Source organism: Neobacillus sp. B24, assembly GCF_055381825.1.
Genome location: NZ_AP035777.1, coordinates 2935550 through 2957161, shown reverse-complemented (window position 1 = coordinate 2957161; position 21612 = coordinate 2935550). Strand labels below are relative to the sequence as shown.

22 protein-coding genes and 1 pseudogene are annotated in these 21612 nt (G+C 41.4%); 16 read left to right on the top strand and 7 right to left on the bottom strand.

The genetic code is table 11. The features are described 5' to 3' along the window. Nucleotides 1–16: 16 nt before the first annotated feature. Nucleotides 17–487, bottom strand: coding sequence for a tRNA (uridine(34)/cytosine(34)/5-carboxymethylaminomethyluridine(34)-2'-O)-methyltransferase TrmL (gene trmL, locus ACZ43M_RS14540; protein ID WP_464503277.1), 471 nt, complete (start codon nucleotides 485–487; stop codon nucleotides 17–19). Nucleotides 488–639: 152 nt separating this feature from the next. On the opposite strand from trmL, the pseudogene ACZ43M_RS14535 reads away from it, so the two are divergent. Continuing rightward, nucleotides 640–1400: pseudogene (locus ACZ43M_RS14535) on the top strand (SDR family oxidoreductase). A gap of 178 nt (nucleotides 1401–1578) precedes the next feature. Beyond that, nucleotides 1579–2121 (top strand): hypothetical protein, encoded by a 543-nt coding sequence (locus tag ACZ43M_RS14530; RefSeq protein ID WP_464503276.1) that lies wholly within the window; start codon nucleotides 1579–1581, stop codon nucleotides 2119–2121. A gap of 41 nt (nucleotides 2122–2162) precedes the next feature. Here ACZ43M_RS14530 and ACZ43M_RS14525 read toward each other — a convergent pair whose 3' ends face one another. Together ACZ43M_RS14525 and ACZ43M_RS14520 are read right to left on the bottom strand one after the other, a co-directional pair. Further along, complete coding sequence (locus tag ACZ43M_RS14525) at nucleotides 2163–3017, bottom strand: alpha/beta hydrolase (RefSeq protein ID WP_464503275.1); 855 nt, start codon at nucleotides 3015–3017, stop codon at nucleotides 2163–2165. Nucleotides 3018–3590: 573 nt separating this feature from the next. Further along, entirely contained in the window at nucleotides 3591–3962 is a 372-nt protein-coding gene (locus ACZ43M_RS14520; protein ID WP_464503274.1) for a VOC family protein, read from the bottom strand. Nucleotides 3963–4162: 200 nt separating this feature from the next. Here ACZ43M_RS14520 and ACZ43M_RS14515 point away from each other — a divergent pair, with 200 nt between their 5' ends. The 7 genes from ACZ43M_RS14515 to ACZ43M_RS14485 all read left to right on the top strand — a co-directional run bounded on the left by ACZ43M_RS14515 (nucleotide 4163) and on the right by ACZ43M_RS14485 (nucleotide 9902). Then, nucleotides 4163–4639 carry a DUF2975 domain-containing protein gene (locus ACZ43M_RS14515; protein WP_464503273.1) on the top strand — a complete coding sequence of 159 codons (477 nt, stop codon included), beginning with the start codon at nucleotides 4163–4165 and terminating at the stop codon, nucleotides 4637–4639. Nucleotides 4640–4649: 10 nt separating this feature from the next. Beyond that, complete coding sequence (locus ACZ43M_RS14510) at nucleotides 4650–4871, top strand: helix-turn-helix domain-containing protein (RefSeq protein WP_464503272.1); 222 nt, start codon at nucleotides 4650–4652, stop codon at nucleotides 4869–4871. A gap of 36 nt (nucleotides 4872–4907) precedes the next feature. After that, entirely contained in the window at nucleotides 4908–5084 is a 177-nt protein-coding gene (locus ACZ43M_RS14505; protein WP_464503271.1) for an SE1832 family protein, read from the top strand. 406 nt (nucleotides 5085–5490) lie between these two features. Then, the gene (locus ACZ43M_RS14500) at nucleotides 5491–6072 is read left to right on the top strand and encodes a hypothetical protein (protein WP_464503270.1); all 582 of its coding nucleotides are present in this window, start codon (nucleotides 5491–5493) and stop codon (nucleotides 6070–6072) included. Nucleotides 6073–6152: 80 nt separating this feature from the next. Next, nucleotides 6153–6590, top strand: coding sequence for a cell wall hydrolase (locus tag ACZ43M_RS14495; RefSeq protein ID WP_464503269.1), 438 nt, complete (start codon nucleotides 6153–6155; stop codon nucleotides 6588–6590). A gap of 95 nt (nucleotides 6591–6685) precedes the next feature. Further along, nucleotides 6686–8608, top strand: a complete 1923-nt coding sequence (locus ACZ43M_RS14490; RefSeq protein WP_464503268.1) for a DUF4910 domain-containing protein — start codon at nucleotides 6686–6688, stop codon at nucleotides 8606–8608. 175 nt (nucleotides 8609–8783) lie between these two features. Further along, entirely contained in the window at nucleotides 8784–9902 is a 1119-nt protein-coding gene (locus ACZ43M_RS14485; protein WP_464503267.1) for a cysteine desulfurase family protein, read from the top strand. 93 nt (nucleotides 9903–9995) lie between these two features. Here ACZ43M_RS14485 and ACZ43M_RS14480 read toward each other — a convergent pair whose 3' ends face one another. Continuing rightward, entirely contained in the window at nucleotides 9996–10472 is a 477-nt protein-coding gene (locus ACZ43M_RS14480; protein ID WP_464503266.1) for a hypothetical protein, read from the bottom strand. A 164-nt stretch (nucleotides 10473–10636) separates the two neighbouring features. Between ACZ43M_RS14480 and helD the strand changes: the two genes are divergently transcribed. From helD to ACZ43M_RS14455, 5 genes are all read left to right on the top strand, one after another. Continuing rightward, nucleotides 10637–12943 carry an RNA polymerase recycling motor HelD gene (gene helD, locus ACZ43M_RS14475; RefSeq protein ID WP_464503265.1) on the top strand — a complete coding sequence of 769 codons (2307 nt, stop codon included), beginning with the start codon at nucleotides 10637–10639 and terminating at the stop codon, nucleotides 12941–12943. 151 nt (nucleotides 12944–13094) lie between these two features. Continuing rightward, nucleotides 13095–13919, top strand: a complete 825-nt coding sequence (locus ACZ43M_RS14470) for a uracil-DNA glycosylase family protein (RefSeq protein ID WP_464503264.1) — start codon at nucleotides 13095–13097, stop codon at nucleotides 13917–13919. Between the two features lie 59 nt (nucleotides 13920–13978). Then, the gene (locus ACZ43M_RS14465; protein ID WP_464503263.1) at nucleotides 13979–14959 is read left to right on the top strand and encodes an aldo/keto reductase; all 981 of its coding nucleotides are present in this window, start codon (nucleotides 13979–13981) and stop codon (nucleotides 14957–14959) included. 150 nt (nucleotides 14960–15109) lie between these two features. Further along, nucleotides 15110–15520 (top strand): hypothetical protein, encoded by a 411-nt coding sequence (locus ACZ43M_RS14460; protein ID WP_464503262.1) that lies wholly within the window; start codon nucleotides 15110–15112, stop codon nucleotides 15518–15520. A gap of 109 nt (nucleotides 15521–15629) precedes the next feature. Continuing rightward, a complete protein-coding gene (locus ACZ43M_RS14455) occupies nucleotides 15630–15797 on the top strand; it encodes a hypothetical protein (protein ID WP_464503261.1) in 168 nt (55 codons plus the stop codon). Between the two features lie 180 nt (nucleotides 15798–15977). Here ACZ43M_RS14455 and ACZ43M_RS14450 read toward each other — a convergent pair whose 3' ends face one another. Next, nucleotides 15978–16685, bottom strand: a complete 708-nt coding sequence (locus tag ACZ43M_RS14450) for a DNA alkylation repair protein (protein WP_464503260.1) — start codon at nucleotides 16683–16685, stop codon at nucleotides 15978–15980. A 132-nt stretch (nucleotides 16686–16817) separates the two neighbouring features. Between ACZ43M_RS14450 and ACZ43M_RS14445 the strand changes: the two genes are divergently transcribed. Then, nucleotides 16818–17585 carry a crotonase/enoyl-CoA hydratase family protein gene (locus ACZ43M_RS14445; protein WP_464503259.1) on the top strand — a complete coding sequence of 256 codons (768 nt, stop codon included), beginning with the start codon at nucleotides 16818–16820 and terminating at the stop codon, nucleotides 17583–17585. A 41-nt stretch (nucleotides 17586–17626) separates the two neighbouring features. Beyond that, nucleotides 17627–19180, top strand: a complete 1554-nt coding sequence (locus ACZ43M_RS14440) for a class I adenylate-forming enzyme family protein (protein WP_464503258.1) — start codon at nucleotides 17627–17629, stop codon at nucleotides 19178–19180. Between the two features lie 613 nt (nucleotides 19181–19793). Here the strand turns inward: ACZ43M_RS14440 and ACZ43M_RS14435 are convergent. Both ACZ43M_RS14435 and ACZ43M_RS14430 read right to left on the bottom strand, forming a co-directional pair. Then, nucleotides 19794–19934, bottom strand: a complete 141-nt coding sequence (locus ACZ43M_RS14435) for a hypothetical protein (RefSeq protein ID WP_464503257.1) — start codon at nucleotides 19932–19934, stop codon at nucleotides 19794–19796. A 56-nt stretch (nucleotides 19935–19990) separates the two neighbouring features. Further along, nucleotides 19991–21385 carry a PQQ-dependent sugar dehydrogenase gene (locus tag ACZ43M_RS14430; protein ID WP_464503256.1) on the bottom strand — a complete coding sequence of 465 codons (1395 nt, stop codon included), beginning with the start codon at nucleotides 21383–21385 and terminating at the stop codon, nucleotides 19991–19993. Nucleotides 21386–21612: the final 227 nt, after the last annotated feature.

The window sequence follows — 21612 nt, the reverse complement described above, 5'->3', positions numbered from 1 at the left end:
AAGGGGATTATGCCATTTATTTTATATTAGGAAATCCTTGCTGGCGCAAAGCCTCATACACCAATATTGCAGCGGTATTTGAAAGGTTTAGTGAACGAACATGGTCATTCATTGGTATTCTCAAAAAATGATCTTTATTACTTACTAATAAATCCTTTGGTAAACCGGTTGTTTCTTTTCCAAACATAAAATAATGTTCTTTTGATCCATCACTAAAGTCAAAGGATGAATGTGGTTTTTCACCAAACGTTTCAATATAGTAAAACTCACCTTGATTTTTTGAAAAAAAGTCATCCAATGAGTCATAATACGTTAGATTTACAGACTCCCAGAAATCTATACCAGCTTGTTTGATCATTTTTTCATCTGTTGAAAAGCCAAGTGGACGGATTAAATGCAGTGCTGTATCCGTTGCGGCACAAGTACGTGCAATATTTGCCGTATTGGACGGAATTTCTGGTTGATATAATACAACATGTATTGCCAAGAATGGTCACCTCTATCTATATTTTCCCTTTCAAATTATAGCATACCAGTTGTGTTGTTATGCACTATGCTATACCAGGGTTATCAAATTAGATTTAAAAATAGGATAAACTATTTTTGTAGTACGATAACGTTCAACGAAAGAGGGATATGATGAAATTATCAGGGAATACAATTCTCATTACAGGCGGGGCCGCAGGAATCGGGCTTGCGTTTACCGACAGATTCCTTAAAGCAGGCAATAAAGTCATTGTTTGCGGCAGACGGGAAGCAAAGCTACAGGAGGCTAAGGGAAATTTCCTGAACTGATTACACGCGTTTGTGATGTTACCAAAGAAGCTGATCGAATAGCATTATTTGACTGGGTAACGAGCGAGCATCCAGATGTGAATGTGCTGGTCAACAACGCAGGCATTCAGCAACGCTTCCATGTTCTTAAATCGAACGCAAAGGAAGATTGGGGTTATTATAGTCAAGAAATCGCCTCCAATATCGAGGCGCCATTTCATTTTTCCATGCTATTTGCGCCGCACTTTGCCACTAAAGACTATGGGGCGATTATTAATGTATCATCCGGTTTAGCATTTACTCCAATGGCGATCGCACCGATATATTCCGCAACCAAAGCGGCGGTTCATTCCTTTACGATGAGCTTGCGGCATCAGCTTGAAGATACGGCCATTGAAGTGATCGAAGTAGCACCGCCGGCAGTGAATACCGATTTAGGTGGAGCAGGCCTGCATACATTGGGCACCCCTGTAGATGAATTTGCCGATGCCATCTTTAAAGGACTCCAAGCAGGAAAAACCGAAATTGGGTACGCCCGAGCAGAAAAAGCAATGACAATGTCCCGAGATGAAATTGATGAATCAGTAAAGACAATGTACGCCAATATGAAAAAGACCATTCTTTAATGACGGAGGACCAGGGGGACGGTTCTAGTGGCGCCTCTAGGCATAAATGGGACCAGGAGAACCGTCCCCCTGGCGACTCCTGGCCACTATTTCATAATGAAAAAAGGAAATAATTTATTGATAAACGATAAAAAATAAATTATTATATAGTCAATGATATTAAAATGGGGTGGATGGAGTGTTGTTGATTATAATAGTTGGGTTGTTCGGAGTGTTACTTGCCCTCTTTTTCAAAGGGCGGATTATCAATACAATAGGGGAAAACAACAGACTCTTACATAAGTTGAAAAATGCAGCATGGTTTCAAAATCAATGGTTATCGGGTATATTCTTATTTGCCGTAAATGGAGTTCTATTTTCTATAACATGCCTGGTGCTTTACGGGCTAACTTACCTGCTTATTCCCTTTGTTCATATCCTTGTCATGTTTGCTGCAGTAATTGGAAGCATTATTTTGTGGATATTCATTAATAAAGCGTGGGTTGGTTCAAAAGGAAACCGGTTGAAACTAGGGGCTGTCGGAAGCAGTTTTTATTTGATTTTAACCATGATTTTCGTTTATTTGTTAGTTACACTTAAACCGGCTTTCCCTGGTGATGATACGTTTATGAGGGCATTGGGATTGGAGATTGCCATACTCGTCACAACCGTTGCCACTATCACGTGTTTTATCATTACGGGTTTTTCAAAAAAGGAAAGCGGTAGATGGACAGGGATTTAAATCTTAGTTAAAGCCGGTACCAAGGGTGGTGCCGGCCTTTATTATCTAGAGTTATTAGCTTGCAAAAACTCCGCTACAGCATTTGTCATGTTCATTGCTTCAGTAGAAGCATTTTTAACCCCGACAAGTTGGGTCATCTCCTTATGTGTGAGTGTTTTTGTTTCAAAAACAGCAGCCCTGCCGCCAGTTTTTTCAATAAAGTTCATGACCGAAGGTCGCATAGGCGATACCAGCAGCATGGGTGGCAATTGCGTCTTGTTAGCGTAAGCAGCCGGGGATGCTTCCATCCACAACTGACGATCCTCGCCAAAAACCTGTTTGTACTTTTCGTTTCTTCCGATAAATTCAGCCAAGTCAATCGGTCCATCCAGATTCACGATGGAGCGAATCGTTTTTGGAGAAAGTCCGACCTGCACCAAATAGTCAGGATGCGTTCCTAAGAACATGACCAAATGTCCCCCGGCAGAGTGCCCCATCAAGTTGATACGCTCTAGGTCGATTTGATATTGGTCACCATGGTCATAGACCCATTTTACCGCTGAGGCAACATCTTGGGCCATTTCCTTGTAGTTCGTTTGTGGAAACAGCCGATAATTGACCGATACAAACGCATATCCTTTACTCGTAAAAAAAGCAGGTTTAGCCCCCACATTAGACTTATCTCCCCGCATCCAGCCTCCGCCATGGACATAGATGATGACCGGGAATTTCTGGCCGTTCTTCATCGTCGGTGGATAAACATCCAGCGCCTGTTTCACATCGTTTCCATATTTCATATTCATATGATCCAGTTCTTGGCCATTCGAATATTGCTGGAAGGACAATACTGATAATGCTATGACAATAATCAGGATTAATCGAAATGTCCGGGCTTTTTCATGAAAAAAATAATTCAATACCATCACCTTAACTTCATTTTTCTATAGATTACCCGGAAGAATAAAATTAAAAACGCCATTTTCAGCTCCTGGTTCTACTAATACTTCTATTGTAATCGGATTTCTGTTGAGTTTGTAACATAATTAAAAGAAATTTGCGGGAAGTGATAGGGAAGTAAGGAAATTTTATGTAAAACATATGTTCCTTGCTCTATGGAAATGGTATACTGGAATGGCAATAGAATAGGATTTCTCGAGGGTGGTTGGCTCACTCCCAAATTGAAAGGGGGTGATGCCGGTGACAGTTTTTGAATCATTAATGTTTGCGATTGGATTTGCAAGTTTAATCGTAACCGTTCTGTCATTTAACCGAAAAAAATAATCCACCCTTGAGTTAGCGGCTCAGGTGGATTATCTCCCTAGTTAGCCGATCCCCTCATAAGGGAACCGTCTATTGCTGGACCGAACATGTTGCGGCATGTTCGGTCTTTTTTTATAGTATGATTTACTTACTTCTATTATAACCGAAGTGAATGAAAATGAAAGCAATAGTATTTGATTTATCGAGGGAAATACCAGATTTTATCAGATTTATCTATGTTGATCCACCAAAATATGATTCCCATCGGGGTCTTCGATCATAAAGTAACCCGGTCCTTCACCCGATTCATCCGTTTCTGACAGAATTGACACTCCCTTTTCTTTGAGCTGCTTTTGAAGCTCTCGAACATCTGTAAACGAATCGAGGTTTTCCGCATTTTGATTCCAGCCTGGGTTGAACGTCAGGAGGTTCTTTTCAAACATTCCTTGAAAAAGTCCAATTACGGTCTGTTCATTCTTCATAATCAACCAGTTTTGGGTAATGTCGCCTCCTAAAGTTTCAAATCCTATCTTTTCGTAAAAAGTTTTTGAGGCATGAATATCTTTTACGGTTAAACTTACAGAAAATGCGCCCAGTTTCAATTTAGCTGCCACCTTTATTATGAATTGGAATAGTTTCCTATTTTAAGTATAAATTGGTATGAAAAAATGTACAAATTTAAACCAGGAAAGATCCTTTTTTTGTTAAAACTAAATGTGGATTAAAAATCAATAATTATTTATTTAAAAACGATAAATGATGATATAAAATAAAGAAAAACTATTTAAGTGAGGTGCTTATTATGAAAAGAGGATCAACGCTCTTTTTAAGGTTAGCTGTTTTTCTGATGGGAGTTCCGGTTCTTGCTTTGGGCTTATTTGGGTTGTATTGGCTGCCAAATAACCCGGCAGATCCGGATTATGACCATTTCCTATATCCGATTGTGGTTGGCTTATACGGATCCATGATTCCGTACTTCCTTGCATTGTATCAGGCTTTTAACCTGTTAAGCTATATTGACAAAAACCACGCATTTTCTGAGTTGTCGGTTAAAGCTCTGCAAAAGATCAAATTCTGTGCCCTAACCATCAGTGGTTTGTATGTGGTCATTCTGCCATTTATTTATTTCATTGCAGAGCTTGACGATGCACCAGGCCTCATCATCATCGGAATGGTTCCTGCTTTTGCTGCCATCGTGATTGCTGTCTTTGCTGCTGTTCTTCAAAGGCTATTAAAAGAGGCAATCGATATAAAATCTGAAAATGATTTAACGGTCTGAGGTGAGCAAAATGGCGATTATTATTAATATTGATGTGATGTTAGCAAAAAGAAAAATGAGTGTGACGGAACTTTCGGAAAGGGTTGGAATTACCATGGCGAACCTTTCTATTTTGAAAAATGGCAAGGCAAAAGCGATTCGTTTTTCCACTTTGGAAGCGATTTGTAAAGCTTTGGATTGTCAGCCAGGAGATATTTTAGAATACAGAAGTGACGAAGCTGCTCGGGGTTAATAAAGCGGGGCAAATTTCTAAGAGGGAGAGTAGGTAATGAATAAAAAAGAGTTGGAATATAAAATTCTAGAGTTAAAGGATGAATATTTGCAGCTGCAACATAATCTAGAAAAGCTGGAGTATGTGAATGGAAATCTATCTCCGTTGGAAAAACGAATCGCGGAAATAGAAGAGGAATTGAGTACACTTAATGGATTACTAAGAAAATTGTAGTGCAGGCCACCCGGTCTGTTCTTTTTTTTGGACTAAAAACGGTTATTAACCTATTCTGTCAAAATTTATACATATTTAAATGTAAACGTTTTGTGTATATCACATAGGAAGAAGACGTGTTTCGACGGTTTTCCACTCTTGACATTTGTAGACATAGGATTTTTCTCTTATGAATGTACTTGGATTCTGCTTATAATCCTCCCTTTTTGCAAAAGGGTGTCGAGATTTCTACGTTTACTATTTTTTCAATAAATCGAATAATCAAATTAAGTTCTGCCTAGTTCATGGTGGGGGGAAGGGGGGAAACGTGATGACAGTACTGGTTTTTCATCAAGCTTACTTTTAGTGGTAAAAGGTAAGCAGACCATCATTCTTACATATTGAAAAAATTATGGGAGGTTTAAGTATGAGTGTGGAAAAGATATCGAGAGAGAAAATGGTCATCCAATTTTGCGTTTTTCTGTGGATTGTGCTGTGCAACCTGATTGTCCAGGCCTTTATGGAACCACTCCATGAAATCGGCTATACAAACTGGTCCTTTTTTCTGGCAAACGTACTGTTCTTTTTATTAGAAGATCCAAGTTATAAAGATCGGTTTTTAAAGGTGCTGTTTGGCAGTATGGTAGGGCTAATCGGTGCGTATCTGCTGGCCATGATTTATACGATATTAGCGGAAAATGGTGTTAGTCATTTATTTTCAGTCATGATTCCATTGACCATTGTCTTATTCTTAATTATTAATCTTCATCCGATTTTTCCGAAAATCTTTAACAACATCGGATTCGCCTTCTTTACGATTGCTTTAATTGATGCGGCTGGCGCGTACAGCCATATCACCGGTTATATCGTGAGTGCATTGGCAGGAAATCTGATTGTAAACGGTGTGGCCGTTCTGATTATTATCGAATTAATGAAGTACTTCACGAAACATCCAATTGTAAACCGGGGAAAATCGAAGGGCATGGTTAAAGGTACATATAAAGCCTGATTCTTGCCGAAAAATGAGTAATTTGAAAAAGTCTACAACAATGTAGGCTTTTTTTCATACTGTATTTTGGGGGTGAAAAAATGCCACGGATCAATTACCGGAGTTCAGACGTTGACTTAATGGCAAGGATGATGAGGGCGGAAGCTGAAGGTGAAGGAAAACTGGGCATGTTATATGTGGGAAATGTTATTGTGAATCGTGTAATCGCAGATTGTTTAGACTTTAAAGAAGTAAGAACTGTTCCCAAAGTCATTTTTCAGGTACAAGGAGGAAATTATTCCTTTGAAGCTGTTCAAAAAGGGAATGTGTTTTATCAACGAGCGAGAAGTGCTGAAAAACGGTTAGCCAAACAAAATTTGGATTATTGGCGACAACATCCAGGGAAATACGCTCTTTGGTATTTTAATCCATATGCGCCATGCCCGCCAACCTGGTACGGTCAGCCTCATTCCGGACAATTTAAAAATCATTGTTATTATGAACCAAAAGCAGGAACCTGTGATAGTGTTTATAGGTAAGTATTTTCAAAAAGGACGGAACTCTTTTCTTTCAAATAGTCCCGTCCCAATGTTTTTTTGTTAAAATAATAGAAATACAGGTTGGAGGTTTTGCCATGTTTTCTAGTTGGAAAAAGGTTCTGGAGGAAGAATTATCCGGGAGACAAGCCTTCCACTATGCAGATCGCATTGCCCAGTACCACCGCATTCAGGCCTCGCCCGGTTACCGGCAGGCAGCACAGGAAGTGGTTTCGTTATTACGGCGAGATGGTGTGAAGGCGGAGTTAATCTCGTATCCGGCCCAATTCGGTGATCGTTTTCTTTCCCATCGCTCCTTTCAGGAGTGGAATTGTGGGCAGGCTGAACTTTGGATTGAAACGCCGGAAAGAAAAAGAATTACCCGGTTCACAGAAGAAGAGATCTCCATTGTCCAACGGAGTATTTCCACACCGGAAGACGGGGTAGAGGCTGAATTAATTGTCATTGAAAATGCCGAGGAAGAAAGCAGCTATGAAGGACTCGACCTGGAGGGGAAAATCGCTCTGGTAAGAGGCAATCAGTTTATTATACATATGTTAGCAGTCGAAAAATACAAGTGTGCTGGACTCATTTTTGATAACCTGAGTGAGTTTCTGCCTGTCCGCACACGGATGGATATGCCGGATACGAGACAATATACTTCTTATTGGTGGCATACGGAAGAGGAAATAAAGTCGTTTGGGTTTGTTGTTTCTCCCAGGATTGTCGAAGAGCTGCGCCAGCTTGCGCGAAAGCAAACGGTACTGCTGAAAGCCTTTGTTAAGGCGCATTTGGAAGATGGTCACTTTGAAAATATTGAATATTTCATTCCCGGAAAAACTGACAAAGAGATCTTACTGGTCAGTCATCTTTGCCATCCTTATCCGGGCGGACAAGACAATGCCTCGGGCCCAGGAACCTTAATGGAAGTGATGCGGACATTAACCCGTCTGATCAAGGATGGGAAGTTGCCGCAGCCTGAGCTTGGTATCCGATTTTTGTTGATGCCAGAAATGACAGGTACGGCTGCCTATTTCCATCAGCATCCTGAAAGAATTCCGAACAGTATTGCTGCCTTGAACTTGGATATGGTTGGCGCTGATCAATCAAAAGGCGGGGGACCGTTATGTGTGGAGCAGCCGCCAATGGCCACGCCAACATTTGTCGACCGGTTTGCCTATAAGCTGGTTGAAGAGCTCGCCGACAATGTCGGGACTTTCTCCGGCACGACAAATTATAGCACCGTGAATTATGTGGCGACCCGTTTCTCTGGCGGCAGCGATCATTATATTATTTCCGATCCCACAATTGGAATCCCATGTCCGATGCTGATTCAGTGGCCGGACAAGTATTACCACACATCCTCTGACTCTACGAAACATTTGGATGAAAATATGATGAAGCTGGTTGGTAGTGCGGCAGCGCTGTACAGCTATGGGTTAGCAAACGGTTCAGAGGAGGACTGGCTTTCGTATGCGGTTTACCATTTGGGGCAGATTGGGATGTACCTTTATCGAGCCAAAGAGTTTGTTTTAAAAAGTAAACTGCCGATCGAGGCGATGTCTTTTTATCGTCAGTATGAAGAGGCAGCCCTGGCTCAATTGGAATCTTATGCAAAACTTCGGCAATTTAAGGGTCTGGTAGAGTTTATCGGTAAAAAGAAAGAACTCATTTCAAAACAGGCGGATATTGTTTTTGAATTGGTAGAAGAAGAGTTGGCTGGCAATGAGCTTGATGAAGACTGGTTGAATGCCGTATATAAGAGAACGTATAAAGCACCGGTCCGAGTTGGTGATGAAATCAAGGATTTGCCGCTAGAAGATCGTCATCATTGGTTGAAAAAAGTAGAGGCAAACGTGCCAATGGGATATGGAGATTTCCTCTTTTACTGGATGGACGGAATTAGAACAGTACAGGAAATTCTCACTCTAACAAAATACGAAACTGATCTATATTTTCCTAAATATACGAAGGAACTCATTGAACTTTGTTCTGCTTTGCATTTAATATCACGGGTATAACGAGTTCTTGGTGAACAGAAGGGTTATAAACGACCGAGAAGGCGGAGCGACCAAGTTTTCGGTCGAATAGAACGTCTCTAAACGACCGAGAAGATAGAATAATCAAAGGCTCGGTCGCATAGAAAAGCTCTAAGTAATCAATTAGAATTAAATTGTGGAAAGAAGGTATCAAAAAATGCAACAAATCTATCTCGACTACAATGCCAGTACGCCGCTAGCTCCCGAGGTAATCGACTCCATGACACCGCTGCTCCATGATTACTATGGGAATCCATCAGCCCTGCATTGGGCCGGGGCACCAGTAAAAGAATTGATGCACAACGCTAGAGAACAGATCGCAAGCCTCATTGGCTGTTCTCCTCGGGAAATCATTTTTACCAGCGGGGGAAGCGAAGCGAATAACCTGGCGTTAAAGGGCTTTTATTTTAAAAATAAGCACAAAGGCAACCATATCATTACATCGAAAATCGAACATCCCGCAGTCATGAATCCTTGTAAATTTCTCGAAAAGTTAGGGGTCAATGTCACTTACATAGGAGTGGATCGATACGGGCGGGTATCCCCTGAAGAAATTGAAAAAGCAATTACCAAAGATACCATTTTAATTTCCATTATGCATTCCAATAACGAAACCGGTACCCTGCAGCCGATTCATGAGATTGGGAGAATAGCAGAACGGTATAAGATTGCCTTTCATACCGATGCGTCCCAATCCGTGGGGAAAGTGCCCGTCCAGGTGAACGATCTAAAGGTCGATTTATTAACAATTGCCGGCCATAAATTGTATGCTCCTAAAGGAATTGGAGCGCTGTATATAAGGGAAGGAATACAGCTGGAACCACTCATTCATGGAGCCGGACATGAATTTGGACTGAGGGCAGGGACAGAAAATACCTTGCTGGCCGTAGGTCTGGGTAAAGCTTGTCAAATCGCTAAAACCCACGTGGAAAATAAGGGGATAAAAGAACTGACAGACTATTTCTGGAGCGAATTAAAGGATACGTTCGGGGACCGTGTTCAGTTAAATGGACATCCTGAGGAAAAGCTGCCCAATACCTTGAATGTTAGCTTCGTCAGAAAAATAGGTCAGAATATACTGGATGCCATCCCGCAGTTAGCGGCCTCAACGGGTTCAGCCTGCCACGCCGGCAGCATCGAACTTTCACCGGTATTAAAGGAAATGAAGATCCCTGAAGAGATGGGGATGGGAGCCATCCGGTTTAGTTTGGGCAGGCATACGACGAAGGATGAAATTGACCAGGTGTTGAAATGGTTAAGGGCAACGATAGAGTAAAGGTATTTATTTGAACAACAGCATTAATTGAAGGTCGGTCCCCCATAGCTTTAACGCAAGGGGGACTCATTTTCAATTGTTTTCACGAATTTATTAAACAGTTTTCATCCATTTTAAATGCTGAAAATGTATCCCTATATGTCCGATAGCAAGAATAATTGAAGACGCAATCAGCAAATTGACTTTCCCGTAAATACCCAATAACAGAAAAGCTGTAACAGGGAGGCTCGCTAGGGGGGCGGGAATCCCCAAAAAACTACGATAAAAATTAACTTCTGTATGTTCACTCGAAAAATATCGAATCCAACCAATCTCATAAAGTACCATTAATAGAAATGAGAGTATGAGCCATAAACTCCATAAGGAAAGCGTCCCAATATTAAAATTACTAAAAATCAATACAATGCCCGTACATAACACTTGTCCGACCCGTTCAAATAATAATAGGATTTTATTTTCTCTGCTAGTGTCATAATCCATTGGTCGATTCTTACTCCAAATAATATTAGGTATAAATAGCATCAATAAATAAATAAGACCTACATAGGAAAATCCTAAATGCCCAACCATATAACTCCCTCCTTTTTTACTAATTTTACCATCGATTGAACAAACAAAACTTACATAATAGTTATACTATTATGAACTATTTTTGAACAAAAACTTGACCACTATAAAACCTTTGGTTTATTCTAAATATCCATGCTTCCAATTTTACCTAGAGAGGTGACTGGATGAGTACTAAAGATCAAGTTTCTGTGCGTGACCATAAGGACTATCAAGCAGAAGCGGAGCGGTTAGAGTTTACCAAGGAATATATCCGGACTGTTTTAGAAATTTCTAAGGGGAATAAAGAGTTTTTCGTTGAAAATATGAAACAATCGTTTGCCGAGCTAAATTCCAAGGATAGTAGTACGAGCTACACGGACCTCCTCGCAAATGCCAGTTTTCTTGAATTGGCGGAAACAGAATTGAAGCGGTTAGAAAGCGTGATTGGGAAACCCTATTTTTCAAGGATTGATTTTACAAGCGATAGTACGAAAAAGGAAGAAGTTCTGTACATAGGCAAGGTTTCCTTGTTTGACCGAGTCACCCAGCAGCCGATCATCGTCGATTGGCGGTCACCGATTGCTAATGTTTACTATGACGGGCGGCTCGGAGAAGTGTCTTATGATGCTTACGGGGACACACAAACTGGCTATTTAGCACTAAAACGGCAATACGACATAGCCGATGGTATTTTAAAAGAAATCCGTGACATCGATTTGACCACCCACGACGAATTGTTGCAAAAATCACTGTCTGGAAAAGCGGACAATCGCTTAACCGAAATCGTGGCAACGATTCAAAATGAGCAAAATGAAGTAATCCGGGCATCACTGACACATCCGATTATCGTTCAAGGGGCCGCTGGAAGCGGGAAAACAACCATCGCACTTCACAGAATCTCCTACTTTCTCTATTCCTATGGCTTTCAATTTCCTCCAGAAAAATTAATGATTCTCGCGCCCAACCGCCTGTTTATCGATTATATATCAGCTGTCTTACCGGAATTAGGTGTCAATAAAATTAATCAAACCACCTACATCGATTTTATGAGGAGCTGCCTTGGGCAGAAAATAAAACTATTTTCGCCCAATTCCAAACTGATGAAGCTCCTTGAAGGGAACGGAACAAACAAATCAATGCAATGGATTTCTAGTTATAAAGGTTCACTGGAATTTAAGGCGTTAATCCATTCCTTTGTAAACGAATTAGAAAGAAAGCTTGCCCCGAGCGAGGATTTTGTTTTAGAGAATTCCGTGCTTATGAAAGGGAAAAGGCTTAAAGCTCTATTTTTAAAAGAATTTACGTACTTACCAATCTACAAAAGGCTTGGAAAAATAAAAAGCCTATTAGAAGAAGATTTAAAAAAGAAGAAATCAGTGATGTTATCAAAGCTGAACAAGAAATATGAAGAAGCGCTAGATGGGCTCCTTTATAACAGAAGGCTGGATTCGGAAAAGAGAAAGCAAAAAGTGGTTACGTTAATGGAACGCAAAGAACAACGGCTAAAGCGGATAGAAGACGAGTCGAAAGTCGTGGTAAAAAAATACATGGATGCCATTGACACGAAAGATATCTTCACTTTGTATAAGGAACTCATGTCTTCACCTGAAATGATTCAAAAACATTCCGACAATCTTACGGATCAAGAATGTAAGACTCTAAGTAACTATTGCAAGCGAATTTTTGCACGAAATGCATTTGAACTCGAGGATTTAGCCCCGCTCTTTTATCTGAAAGCAAAGCTGGAAGGCATAGAGGAGAAATTTAAAATGCGCAGTATTTTTATCGATGAAGCGCAGGATTACAGCTATTTTCAGTTTGCTGCTTTGAAAGAGGGCTTTGAGACTGAACTGTTTACGATTGTCGGAGATTTGGCACAAGGCATTCATTCTTATCGCGGCCTGAATAGCTGGCAACCAGTATTGAAGGATATTTTTCCAAATGCGAATTACCAATCCTTGCAAAAAAGCTATCGAACCACCGTCGAAATTATGAATTTGGCAAACGACATCCTGATGTTGTTAAACCAGGACTTGCCAAAAGTACAGCCAGTCATTCGTCATGGCCAAAAACCTTGCTTTAAGCCAATTGATCCTGTGAATCTGGAGCAGGTTCGGTTGCAGCTGGAGGAGGATATTTCCTCGCTAAAAAAGGAAGAGCTGCACTCCATCGCGATTATTGGACGAACGGATAAAGAATGTTTAAAAATCCAGCAGCTTCTGAAGGGTAGTCCTCTCCCGATTCAACTGTTAGAAGAAAAACAAGAAATGATGAAAGGACATATCGTCATTTTGCCTTCATATTTATCGAAGGGTTTAGAGTTTGACGCCGTTTTGCTCGTCTGCCTGGATGAACCCTATTCGCAGGTAGACTTGGACATCAAACTATTGTACGTTTCGATGACAAGACCGATGCATCGATTGTATTTATACGGGAAGGACCCGTCGGACTATTTATTAAATAGAGCGGATGCTTTGCATATTGATGCTTAAATTATGATATTCAATAGAAGAGGACCGGACGTGCCGCTGCATGTTCGGTATTTTTAACTTTTTGCAAAAAACAGACAATTTCCGACATGCCCGTTGAATTATAATAGGAAAAAAGATTTTAACCTATTTAACCATAGAAAGGGCGGAATGTATGAATGATTTAATCAAAATAAAAGAGCTTGGTGAATTGTTTAGACCTTATGGGATCTACCCGCAAGATCGATTCAATGAGACTACGGCTTTCAAGGTTTTTCAGAAAACGCACCCGGATCATCACTTTGCCCGGGAAGCTCAATATTTGATTGGTACGCAGCAACGTCATTCTGAAAGAATTGGTGCTGATTTGCCCTATTGGGGTAAGAACTATTTCTCAAACGATCATAACACTCGCTATTTTGTCATTTCACAAGACTCGAACTCTCTCGATGCAGGGAGTATCGTCTTCTATGCAAACCTTATGAATAAGGAAATTGACCCCAATACTATTCAGGCCTATATTAATAGATATAGCCTTACCGCTTTTAAGAGCTGGAAGGATGCCCGTGACTTTTTACTATCTGACCTGAAATTAGACATGGACTATGTCTATTTAACGGATGCAAAAAAAGTCTATCCTAAAGGAAAAAGAGAACAAAATCACCAAGCTGACCAGAAACAAAGACAAAAATGGTTAGCAGAGTGCGAGGAAATGAGCAGGGAGCTGATTTTTAAAGAAATCAGTCTTTGTTCTCCTGATGTGATTATTGCTATGGGAAGTAATGCTTTACGTCTATTAAATCCTAACTCTCCTACACAGTCTGCCGTTCTAGGAAGTAATCTGCTGGTTCAACGACTTAAGGACCCCATCAAGTGTAAAGACGGCAAGATGATTAATAGGTTTATCTATTCTCCACTTCCGTCTGGAGCAAACCGCAAGTATTTTAGTAGTGATACTAGGCAAAAAGTAAGAGAAGCCATTTACACTTACCAATCTTAAGAACAAACCTGTAAAATAAAAGCTAGGATATCATAAAAGCGAAAAGAGGCGTATATGGAATGGACTATGTGAAGTTTGGCAATACCGGCATGGATGTATCTCGTCTTTGTATTGGCTGCATGAGTTTTGGTGTGCCGGAGCGTGGGAATCATCAATGGGTGCTTGATGAAGAGAAGAGCCGCCCCATTATAAAGATGGCGCTTGATGCCGGGATTAATTTCTTTGATACCGCCAATGCCTATTCAGATGGGACCAGTGAGGAAATTGTTGGTCGGGCGTTAAAGGATTATGCCAATCGGGATGAGGTTGTCATTGCCACGAAGGTGTATATGCGCATGCACGATGGCCCTAATGGTGCTGGACTATCGCGTAAGGCAATTATGAGTGAAATTGATAATAGCTTAAAACGATTGGGAACCGAATATGTCGATCTCTATCAAATTCATCGTTGGGATTACCAGACTCCGATAGAAGAAACGATGGAAGCCCTGCACGACGTAGTCAAGGCTGGAAAGGCGAGGTATATTGGCGCCTCTTCCATGTACGCTTGGCAGTTCCAAAAAGCCTTACATATTGCGGAAAAACATGGCTGGACCCGTTTTGTATCGATGCAGAACCATCTCAACCTGTTGTATCGGGAAGAGGAGCGGGAAATGCTGCCGCTCTGCAAGGAAGAGAAAATCGCTGTCATGCCATGGAGTCCGTTAGCTAGAGGAAAATTGACACGGAACTGGGACGAAACAACAGCCCGGTCGGAGACGGATGAATATGGAAAAGTTCTTTATAAGGCAACGGCTGAAGCAGACCGAATGGTAGTCGAAAGAGTTGCTGCGTTGGCTGAGCAGCGTGGTGTTCCCCGTGCACAAGTTGCTTTAGCATGGGTATTACAGAAACAACCCGTCACAGCTCCGATTATCGGCGTGACCAAACCAACTCATCTTGAAGATGCCATTGGTGCACTTTCGGTAAAATTAACACCTGAGGAAATTGCATTACTAGAAGAACCGTATGTGCCGCACCCAATCCTTGGCCACAATTAAGAGTATCATAACAAAACCTGATTCCTTTTATGGGGATCAGGTTTTTTGCATAATGCCCGATTACTTTAGTTATATGTAAATCTAAAAAGAAACCTATATTTTACTTTTACATAAATTATTGTAATTTGAGATTTAGGGGTGCTGAAATCCATGTTTGAATCAAAGGAAATGGACAGAAACAGTAAAAATATAAGTGATCAAAAAAATAACGAGAAGAAAAAATTAGAAAAAGAGGTTGTCTTAGGCCTTTGGATTCAAGTTATTGGTCAGTTGATCGAGCTTAAGGGTTTATCAGGGCTATTCCAATTGGAGGAGGATACAAATCCGGTTGGAGAAAAACAAATATTAACAGGGGTATGGATTAGAACCATTGGACAACTGCTGGAGGCGCTTTCTGTATCAAGTCAACTAAATGAAACAAATCTCATAAAGCTGCTTCAGGAGCAAAAAATTGCTATCACAGGAGATTTGCTTGTTTCAATTGGTGCTGCTTATGAAGTCATTGGAGGTATTCATGTTCTTGAAGAGGAATCCTACAAACAGCCATTTATTGTTCCATAATAATTGCTTGCTACGGGAACAATCTGTTGTCTCCTTTGAATAAAAAGTGCTGTTCATCTGTGAATAGCACTCATTTTTATTGAAATGATAGTTAGTGGAGGTGGGCTGAATGACAAAAAAACAGGCTGATTCCCAAAAGGATATTCAATACAGTATTTGGGAAACAAAAACAAACGAATTTCCTGAATTCCCTATCCAAAAAGGGGAAATGTCTATTGAAAGTGCAGAACTGGAACCGGACCTCAAAGATAAAAACGGGTCAAATACTACACTTTGATTTAATCGGTATCCAGGAAATAGTATTTAAAGGGTATTGTTAAGATATATATGAGGTTTAATCGTAAACATACTGGCAGATAGGATCAAAAAAAATCCACCTTTGAGGGTGGATTTATCTTTTGAAACAAAAACAAATAATTTTTGTAATTATTCGTGCAGTTTACTCGCCAATCAAATGCTAGCACCTTACATATTTGCGTTTGAAACCAATCTTGCCTCGTGCTACTTCCTTCTGAATATTTTCGGAAGCATTCAGAATACTGCTTGTCTTCTTGTCCCGCTTCATTTCGACCGGGCCAACTGCCTTAGCGGTTTCGACTGCTTTTTCATGAAGCGGCAAAAAGGATACCCCGACAGTGTAAATAAAATTATTCATCGCTGATTTTGTGCGCTCAGGAGCTTCGTGTATGTTTTTTTCCACCTGATCAAGCATTCCGGCCAACTTACTTTCGCTAAATTCATGATCTTTGCGGCTGCCCAAAAGCCAGCAGTAGCAGCTCCATCCGGCAGACATCCTCAGTTCTTCGCCGCTAGCAATCCATTTATCAGCAACCGCTTGGGCAATATCGGTTTCTGCCAACGTTACGGCCACCACATAATCAGACAGCATATAAAAATACGCCCCATCCATCCAACGCTCAAAATCATCCTCCGTCATTGCCTTCGGGTCTGCAATAACGCCAGCAAAATACATGGCATCGTAGTTGCCGGTAGCATAAAGCTGCTCGGCCAAAGGCTGATTTTTCTTGATGATCTTTTTGAGCGGCTTCATGGCCCCTGTAGCTACTCCAAAAAGGGGCTCATGTGCTCCATTGCCTATGTACATCTTTTTCAATCGTTCCTTGCCAAGTGCTTCAAGCTCCTGCATGACATTTTCGAAATCCATTATTTTGTACATCCTTCCTGTATCATTCCGTTCTTTAGGTATATTTTACATGCAAACAGGAGATTGTTCCAACCGTATCGAAATATCTAAGTTTAAGAGGTTAAGAAAGCAAGCAGGATTGGAGGAGAATGAATGAATGTTCTAGTCGAAAAAAAGGGAAAGGTTTGTACGATTATCATTAATCGCCCTGAGGTAAAAAACGCAGTTGACCGCAGGACAGCCCAGGAGCTGGCGGATGCGTTTCGGGCATTTAAGGAAGATGATTCCTTACGAGTAGCTGTGCTTACAGGTGCCGGCGGGACTTTTTGTGCTGGTGCAGATTTGAAAGCGTTGTCAATTGGTGAAGGCAACGAGATGAACTTAGATATGTCAAAGGATGGTCCGATGGGGCCAAGCCGGATGCATTTATCAAAACCAGTGATTGCAGCGGTTTCGGGCTATGCTGTTGCTGGGGGATTTGAGCTTGCCATCTGGTGCGACCTCCGGGTGGTGGAACGTGATGCGGTATTTGGTGTGTTTTGCAGGCGTTTTGGTGTTCCACTTGTGGATGGAGGGACGCAAAGATTGCCACGATTAATTGGCATGAGCCGGGCCATGGATTTGATTTTGACTGGGAGACCTGTGGAAGCTGAGGAGGCATGGCAAATCGGGCTGGCAAACCGAGTCGTGGAACCTGGAACAGCAAAGGATGAAGCAGAAAAGCTGGCAGCACAAATCGCTGAGTTTCCGCAAACTTGCATGCTGAGTGACCGGGAGGCCGTGTATCGGGGCTTTGATTTAGATTTTGATAAAGGCATGCAGCTTGAGTTCTTGTTAGGCCAAAATGTCGTGAACAGTGGCGAAACGAGAGAAGGGGCGACGCGTTTTTCAGGTGGACAAGGAAGACATGGGAAGTTTTGATTTTACGTATAGCAAAAATTAAATTAGAGGAGGAATTGCGCATGAATGCTGCTGAATTAATTAAAAGAGGAGCGATCTTTTTTCCGAATCACACAGGGGCTATTTTTCAAGGGGAAACATTGACGTTTGAGCAAGTGTATCGAAACAGCAACAGGTTGGCCAATTCATTGCTAAGCTTGGGATTGAAGAAGGGAGACCGTGTAGCGTTTTTGCTGGCCAACTCCTTACAAAGCCTGGAAATTGATTTTGCGCTGTTGCAAACCGGACTTGTAAGGGTGCCGCTAAATACTAGATTGTCAGAGAACGAGCATATTCATATGATTAAGGAAACTGATACCAAAGCCCTTTTGTTCACGGAGGAATTTAGCGAACGTGCAGCGCAAATTAAAAGGTATTGTCCCAAGCTTCAGTACTATTGCCAAATGAACGGTTCCACCGAAGTGCCTTGGATGATTAACATGCAAGAGTTTGTGCAGGGCGTTTCGGATGACGAACCTGCTGTGAAGGTGGCGGAATCAGATTTAGCAACAATCCAGTATACATCGGGGACAACAGGTGTTTTGAAAGCGGCTGTTCATACCCAAGGAACTTGGGCTGCGATTTGCAATAATATATTGGTCTCTTTGGATATACGAGAAGGGGATATTATGATGCATGCAGCGCCTCTAACACATGCTTCAGGAACGCTGGTGCTGCCGCATTGGATTTCCGGAGCAGCCAATTCCATTTTGCCAGGCTTCCATCCAGAACAATACCTTCAAACCATACACCATGAAAAACCAACTACATTGAACCTTGTTCCCACCATGATCGTCATGCTTTTATCACATCCTAATGTTGAGCAGTACTCGTTTGACTCGGTCAGGAATATTATTTATGGCGCCTCACCAATGCCACGTGAGGCATTGAAGCGCGGATTAGAATTATGGGGACCGAAATTTGTACAATATTACGGTCAGACAGAAGCTCCACTGATTCTATCGATTTTAAATAAGATGGACCACATCGGAGAAGGAGAAGAAGGGCAGGCAAGACTTTTATCCTGCGGGCGTCCTATTCCAACTTCTTCAGTAAAAATTGTTAATGAAAATGGCGTAGAGCTTTCTGCTGGCGATGTTGGTGAAATTGCTGTGAAGTCAAGTCAAGCCATGATTGGGTACTGGAAAGAACCAGAATTGACAAAAGAAACGATTAAGGACGGCTGGGTTCATACCCGGGATATGGGTTTTCTCGACCAAAATGGCTATCTATTCTTGGTCGATCGCAAATCGGACATGATTATTTCCGGAGGTTTTAACATTTACCCGCGTGAAGTAGAGGAAGTGCTTTATCAACATCCGGCCGTTATGGAGGCTGCCGTTGTCGGTGTTCCTGATGAAAAATGGGGGGAAGCAGTTATGGCCTACGTTGTCCTCAAGAATGGACAGGAAGCCTCCGAGGAAGAGATAATCCAATTCTGTAAGGAACGACTGGCTTCCTATAAAAAGCCTTCTTCGATTGAATTTATTGATACATTGCCGAAAAGTGCCGTTGGAAAAGTGGTGCGGCGTCTTCTAAGAGATCGTCATTGGGAAGGAAAAGAGCGGAGAATTTAATATTTTATACAACCTATGTTTCCTATTATTAAGTGATTGAAATAATGTAATTTCGAAAAAAATAATCCACCCTTGAGTAAGTGGCTTGGGTGGATTACTCTGCCAATATTAGGAACTCAACGATGGGAAGTGTTTAATCGCGGATATATTAGGTTTTGCGCAGATATATTTGTTTTTTCCGGATAATATCAAATTAACGCAGATATAATTGAATTATTCGCAGATAAAATAAAAAATCGCAGATATATTTTTTCATCTCCATCTATAGGAGCAATAACCTGCTAATTTTCGCTTTTTACTACGCCAATGCCACTTATTGGAGTAGTATCCCGCCGATTTTCATGCCTCGACTACGCCAATGGCGCTTATTGGAGCAGTAACCAGCCGATTTTCATGCCTCGACTACGCCAATGACGCTTATTGGAGCAGTAACCAGCCGATTTTCATGCCTCGACTACGCCAATGGCGCTTATTGGAGTAGTATCCCGCCGATTTTCATGCCTCGACTACGCCAATGCCACTTATTGGCGCAGTACCCCGCAATTTACATTCCTCGACTACGCTAATTAGACAGCAAAAAACAGTATGCCAGGTTATAGGCATATATTAACCATTACTTATTCCTTCCCTTAAGTTCCTCTTTATCCGGATAGTCATAACGCTTGTGGTTAGAATCACCTTCACCTTTTTCATTAGACTTTTGTCCGCCTAATTGTACATTCTGGTATATCTTCGTGTTGGTTTTTTCATCCATTTTTTTCACCTCCAATGCTTTATTTTGCTCAAATTAACACCATTTATGTTTCGTCATCACTGAATAATTTCAAATACCGTCCCTTGGTTGTAATCCGTCACATTCATTGAGCCATGGACACCTAAATATAGTCTTGATTGATTCAGATTCGTGCCCAAACTAACGTAATAAGCTGATTGAGGTCCAAAATTATAATCAGTTTCAATTATGCTATAATCATTCAGTTTTCCGTCTGTTCTTACCCTGGTATACGCTAAAACTCCTCTAACCGGAGCTTGAGATTCTTGACGTCTTGCGATATCGGTAAAGACAACACTTCCTGTCAAAGCAGGGATCCCATTCCCCAAATAGGCTTGCACTCCTGTAAGTGCTGTTCCGCCAAACTTATCGGGACGGGTGTCCTTATGAAAATAATTCGTAAGAGGAGGAAGACGCTTTGCTGAAGTGCTCACTGTTTCATCATAAAAAGCATTTGTTTTTTGGTCAAAATCTGGATTCGAGGAGCAGTCTCTTTTAATGGAAGTAGGAAACGCGCCTTCCCAGCCTCGCCAGCCAAAATTAATAAAACCTTCCTGGTCGTCCAATAGAGGAGCTTGAACAAGCTGTGTAACCGGAATTGGTCTGTAATGAACAAATGAAAAAATCGACTCAACCAAATCCTGTCCGACATTTCCTGCATATTTAACATACTGGTTATAGAATCTTTGATAGGAGATGCCCGGAATATTGCGTACCCCTTTGGCTATTAGTGTTAACGTTTCCTGAATAGGGTGGGGAAGTTCATTAAAACGTGTGACAACAGGGGGATTATTGATAAATGTATTCTTCATTACATCCAGTTCAATTATTTTCCCGGCAATCTCCATAGCATCCTGGCTTAAATTAAACGGATCATAACCGGAGCCGCCATCTCCGGTTGTTAATACAAGTTTTCCTGATTCTGGTGAAAAGTGTAAGCTATTCACACCGTTATGATTCATAAATGGTCGCCTTAAGTTAAGTAATGTCCGGCGTTTTTGAGGCTGCCCATTTCCTTGTAACATCCATTCTTCCACTGTATCAATATGGTCATATTGAGTGTCTCTATTTGTCCACTTTAGGTTTAAAGTGTTGGGATTACATGGGTCGGGCTTAAATCCTTCAGAAAGCGCACCCTGACCTTGAGTGCCGGCCACCGAGTAATGGAGATAAAACAGACCGTTATGAGTAAATTGGGGATGAAATGCTAGTCCCAGCAGTCCCCGCTCATCATACCCACGGCCAGAACTACCCAGTTTTATGATGCGGGGACGAATATCTAAAAAGGTCCGTATATCGCCATTTCCCATGTAAAAAATCTCTCCAACCTGGGTAGCTATAAATAATCTTTCAATGGAGTCTCCAGGAAGAATCGCCGTTTTCAACACAGTGGGCAGATTTAGGTTACTAACAATGGGCCGTAAACGAACCATCACACTTACCACCTCACAAACACCCCATCCACTTGTTTTTTATTAAAATATGATTACGACTGTGTTGTTAGTACTAACTTTGACTTGGTAACTGAGAGGACCATGGGGACGGTTCTGGTGGGGACATGCGCCAGTAGAACCGTCCCCATGGTCCCGCCCGTGGTTCCCTATTTTTTTATTGACCCTGGGCCTTTAGTAATAGGATAATTATGGAAGGGGTGGGATGA

Bases quoted from the DNA above. Each gene is read 5' to 3' on its own strand.
- ACZ43M_RS14515 (WP_464503273.1), top strand. From the start codon at position 4,163: ATGAAAAGAGGATCAACGCTCTTTTTAAGGTTAGCTGTTTTTCTGATG.
- ACZ43M_RS14510 (WP_464503272.1), top strand. From the start codon at position 4,650: ATGGCGATTATTATTAATATTGATGTGATGTTAGCAAAAAGAAAAATG.
- ACZ43M_RS14505 (WP_464503271.1), top strand. From the start codon at position 4,908: ATGAATAAAAAAGAGTTGGAATATAAAATTCTAGAGTTAAAGGATGAA.
- ACZ43M_RS14500 (WP_464503270.1), top strand. From the start codon at position 5,491: ATGAGTGTGGAAAAGATATCGAGAGAGAAAATGGTCATCCAATTTTGC.
- ACZ43M_RS14495 (WP_464503269.1), top strand. From the start codon at position 6,153: ATGCCACGGATCAATTACCGGAGTTCAGACGTTGACTTAATGGCAAGG.
- ACZ43M_RS14490 (WP_464503268.1), top strand. From the start codon at position 6,686: ATGTTTTCTAGTTGGAAAAAGGTTCTGGAGGAAGAATTATCCGGGAGA.
- ACZ43M_RS14485 (WP_464503267.1), top strand. From the start codon at position 8,784: ATGCAACAAATCTATCTCGACTACAATGCCAGTACGCCGCTAGCTCCC.
- ACZ43M_RS14480 (WP_464503266.1), bottom strand. From the start codon at position 10,472: ATGGTTGGGCATTTAGGATTTTCCTATGTAGGTCTTATTTATTTATTG.
- helD (WP_464503265.1), top strand. From the start codon at position 10,637: ATGAGTACTAAAGATCAAGTTTCTGTGCGTGACCATAAGGACTATCAA.
- ACZ43M_RS14470 (WP_464503264.1), top strand. From the start codon at position 13,095: ATGAATGATTTAATCAAAATAAAAGAGCTTGGTGAATTGTTTAGACCT.
- ACZ43M_RS14465 (WP_464503263.1), top strand. From the start codon at position 13,979: ATGGACTATGTGAAGTTTGGCAATACCGGCATGGATGTATCTCGTCTT.
- ACZ43M_RS14460 (WP_464503262.1), top strand. From the start codon at position 15,110: ATGTTTGAATCAAAGGAAATGGACAGAAACAGTAAAAATATAAGTGAT.
- ACZ43M_RS14455 (WP_464503261.1), top strand. From the start codon at position 15,630: ATGACAAAAAAACAGGCTGATTCCCAAAAGGATATTCAATACAGTATT.
- ACZ43M_RS14450 (WP_464503260.1), bottom strand. From the start codon at position 16,685: ATGGATTTCGAAAATGTCATGCAGGAGCTTGAAGCACTTGGCAAGGAA.
- ACZ43M_RS14445 (WP_464503259.1), top strand. From the start codon at position 16,818: ATGAATGTTCTAGTCGAAAAAAAGGGAAAGGTTTGTACGATTATCATT.
- ACZ43M_RS14440 (WP_464503258.1), top strand. From the start codon at position 17,627: ATGAATGCTGCTGAATTAATTAAAAGAGGAGCGATCTTTTTTCCGAAT.
- ACZ43M_RS14435 (WP_464503257.1), bottom strand. From the start codon at position 19,934: ATGGATGAAAAAACCAACACGAAGATATACCAGAATGTACAATTAGGC.
- ACZ43M_RS14430 (WP_464503256.1), bottom strand. From the start codon at position 21,385: ATGGTTCGTTTACGGCCCATTGTTAGTAACCTAAATCTGCCCACTGTG.